We start from the raw sequence: 2,549 nt of genomic DNA, 5'->3' as shown, positions 1-2,549 counted from the left end.
GCGGACCGCAACGGCCGGTGGTCGCTGCTCCCCGACCCGGTGCCCGACGACACCGTCCGCGCCCACGCCCTCGCCGCCCAGCTCCTGGACCGGCACGGCGTCCTGACCCGGGCGGTCTCCGGCGTCGAGGGCCTCGGCGAGCGCGCACCGGCCGTCTACCGCGTCCTGGCCGGGATGGAGGAGGCGGGACACGTCCGTCGCGGGTACTTCGTGGAGCACCTGGGCGGCTCGCAGTTCGCGCTGCCCGGCGCGGTCGACGAGCTGCGCAACGACGCGTCCACTCTGGAGGACGACCGTCCCGGCGAACGACCCGACCCCGTGGTCCTCGCCGCGGCCGACCCGGCGAACCCCTACGGCGGGGCCCTCGGCTGGCCGACCCACGCCGACGTCGCCCACCGCCCGGGCCGCAAGGCAGGTGCGCTGGTCGTCCTGGACGGCGGCGACCTGGTCCTCTACGTCGAACGGGGCGGCAGGTCACTGCTCACCTTCACGGCCGACCAGGCCGCCCTGGCGCGCGCAGCAGGCGCGCTCGCCACGTCCGTGACCCGTGGCACGACCGGGCCGCTGACCCTCAGCCGTCTGGACGGGGCGGAAGTCCTGGAACGGGCGGTGCTCGCCACCCCGGCGGCCATGGCCCTGCTCGCCGCCGGTTTCACCACCACCCCTCGTGGGCTGCGCCTGACACCGGACCGGGCCCGTGCCCGAGGGTGACATCCTGCACCGGGCCGCCCGGACGCTCACCTCGGTGCTCGTGGGGCACGAGCTGACCACCGGCGAGCTGCGGTGGGGCGACCTGGGCGGGACGGACCTGACCGGCACGGTCGTCACCGCAGTCGTGCCCGTGGGCAAGCACCTGCTGACCCGCCTCGAGGACGGGCGGACGCTGCACACCCACCTGCGCATGGAGGGGTCCTGGATCATCCAACCCGCAGGCTCCGCCCCGGCCCGCCGACTCACCCGCGACCCGCACGTGCGCGCCGTCCTGGGCACCAGCCGGCACACCACGTTCGGTCACAGGCTCGGGATGCTCGACCTGATCACCACCGCCGACGAGGCGACCGTCGTCGGTCACCTCGGCCCCGACGTCCTCGCCGCGGACTTCCCCGGGGCGGGTCTCGCCCAGGCCCTGGCGGCGTTCGAACGCCACGGCGACCGGCCCATCGGGGAGGCGCTGCTGGACCAGAGGCTCGTGGCGGGCATCGGCACCATCTACATGGCCGAGTCGCTGTTCCTGCGACAGACCTACCCGTGGGCGGTCGTCGCCGACGTCGACGTGCCGAGCATCCTGATGACCGCCCGGCACCTCATGGCCCGGTCCGTGGCGGCGCCCACCCCGACCGCGACCGGTAGCTCGGTACGGGGCACGCAGAGCCGTGTCCACAGCAGGGCGGGCAAGCCGTGCACCCGGTGCGGCTCACCGGTGGCGGTCGCACCCGTCGGGCGCCCGCCCCGTGAACGTCCGGCGTTCCACTGCCCCGTCTGCCAGACGGCAGGACGGGAGAGATGACCGGATCAGCCGATAGGTGCGAGCGCGGCCCGCTCCTCGCTCCAGCGCTCGTCACCGCGGCGCATGCACGCGGCCAGGTCCGCCGGGACGGTGTCGGGGATCGACAGGCCCTCAGCCACGGCGACCCTGTCGCTCACCTCACGCAGGACCGCCGACATGCGCACGTCCAACGCGTCGCAGATCGACCCCAGGAGCTCGGACGACGCCTCCTTCTGGCCGCGCTCGACCTCGGAGAGGTAACCCAGGGACACGCGCGCGGCGGACGACACCTCTCGGAGCGTCCGGCCCTGCCGTTGGCGCGCACCACGGAGGACGTCGCCGATCTCCCTTCTCAGGACGATCATCTGCCCGCCTCCTTCCCTCACCACCGGGGTCATGCCGTCCAGTGTGGCATCACCTGAGCGGACCGCCGTACCGGTCGACATACCCCGACCAGGTGAAGTCCTACCGTACCCCGCAGGCCCCCGACCGTCGCGGGGGCTCCGTCGCGGCGTTCTCGTCATGGTCACATCATCGGCAACACCGGACGACACCTGCATGTTCCCGCGAAGATCAACCCTCCGCGTCCACATGGGCCACCACCGCGTCCAGGCACAGCGCACGGGCACGGGCACGCACCGCCTCGCGATCGCCGACCACCGCACCCCCGTCAAGACGGTGCACCGTCGTCCCCCGCGGGCCGGCGACGGCCACCAGCACCGTCCCGGCCGGAACGCCCCCCGCGGGCCCCGGGCCCGCCACACCCGTCGTGGCGGCCCCGACGTCGGCCCCCAGCAGGCTCCTGACACCCTGGGCCATCTGGACCGCGACCTCCGGGTGGACCGGACCGTGCGCGGCCAGCACGGCGACGTCCACCCCCAGCACGGTGGCCTTGACGTCCGTGGCGTACGCGACCACCCCCCCGCGCAGGACCTGCGAGGCCCCGGGCACCTGGACGACCGCGTCGCACACCGACCCACCGGTCAGGGACTCCGCGACCGCCAGGTGCCAGCCGCGCGCGCGCAACCCGGCCACGACACGGCCCGCGGACGTCGGCGAGGGA

4 protein-coding genes are annotated in these 2,549 nt (G+C 74.5%); 2 read left to right on the top strand and 2 right to left on the bottom strand.

From position 1 onward, the window contains the following. Positions 1-711: Lhr family helicase (locus N869_RS17990; RefSeq protein ID WP_035062715.1), on the top strand; the 711-nt coding region annotated here is incomplete at its 5' end. Beyond that, positions 698-1,507, top strand: a complete 810-nt coding sequence (locus tag N869_RS14340; RefSeq protein ID WP_035062713.1) for a DNA-formamidopyrimidine glycosylase family protein — start codon at positions 698-700, stop codon at positions 1,505-1,507. The genes N869_RS17990 and N869_RS14340, both read left to right, overlap by 14 nt. 5 nt (positions 1,508-1,512) lie before the next feature. Here N869_RS14340 and N869_RS14335 read toward each other — a convergent pair whose 3' ends face one another. Together N869_RS14335 and N869_RS14330 are read right to left on the bottom strand one after the other, a co-directional pair. Beyond that, entirely contained in the window at positions 1,513-1,851 is a 339-nt protein-coding gene (locus tag N869_RS14335) for a helix-turn-helix domain-containing protein (protein WP_035062712.1), read from the bottom strand. A gap of 208 nt (positions 1,852-2,059) precedes the next feature. Further along, a partial coding sequence (locus N869_RS14330; RefSeq protein ID WP_035062711.1) for a CinA family protein occupies positions 2,060-2,549 on the bottom strand: 490 nt, incomplete at its 5' end.

The sequence above is a fragment of the Cellulomonas bogoriensis 69B4 = DSM 16987 genome (assembly GCF_000767165.1).
Classification (GTDB): domain Bacteria; phylum Actinomycetota; class Actinomycetes; order Actinomycetales; family Cellulomonadaceae; genus Actinotalea; species Actinotalea bogoriensis.
The sequence above is the reverse complement of the archived record's forward strand: the minus strand, read 5'-3'. Positions and strand labels throughout refer to the sequence as shown.

Bases quoted from the DNA above. Each gene is read 5' to 3' on its own strand.
- N869_RS14335 (WP_035062712.1), bottom strand. From the start codon at position 1,851: ATGATCGTCCTGAGAAGGGAGATCGGCGACGTCCTCCGTGGTGCGCGC.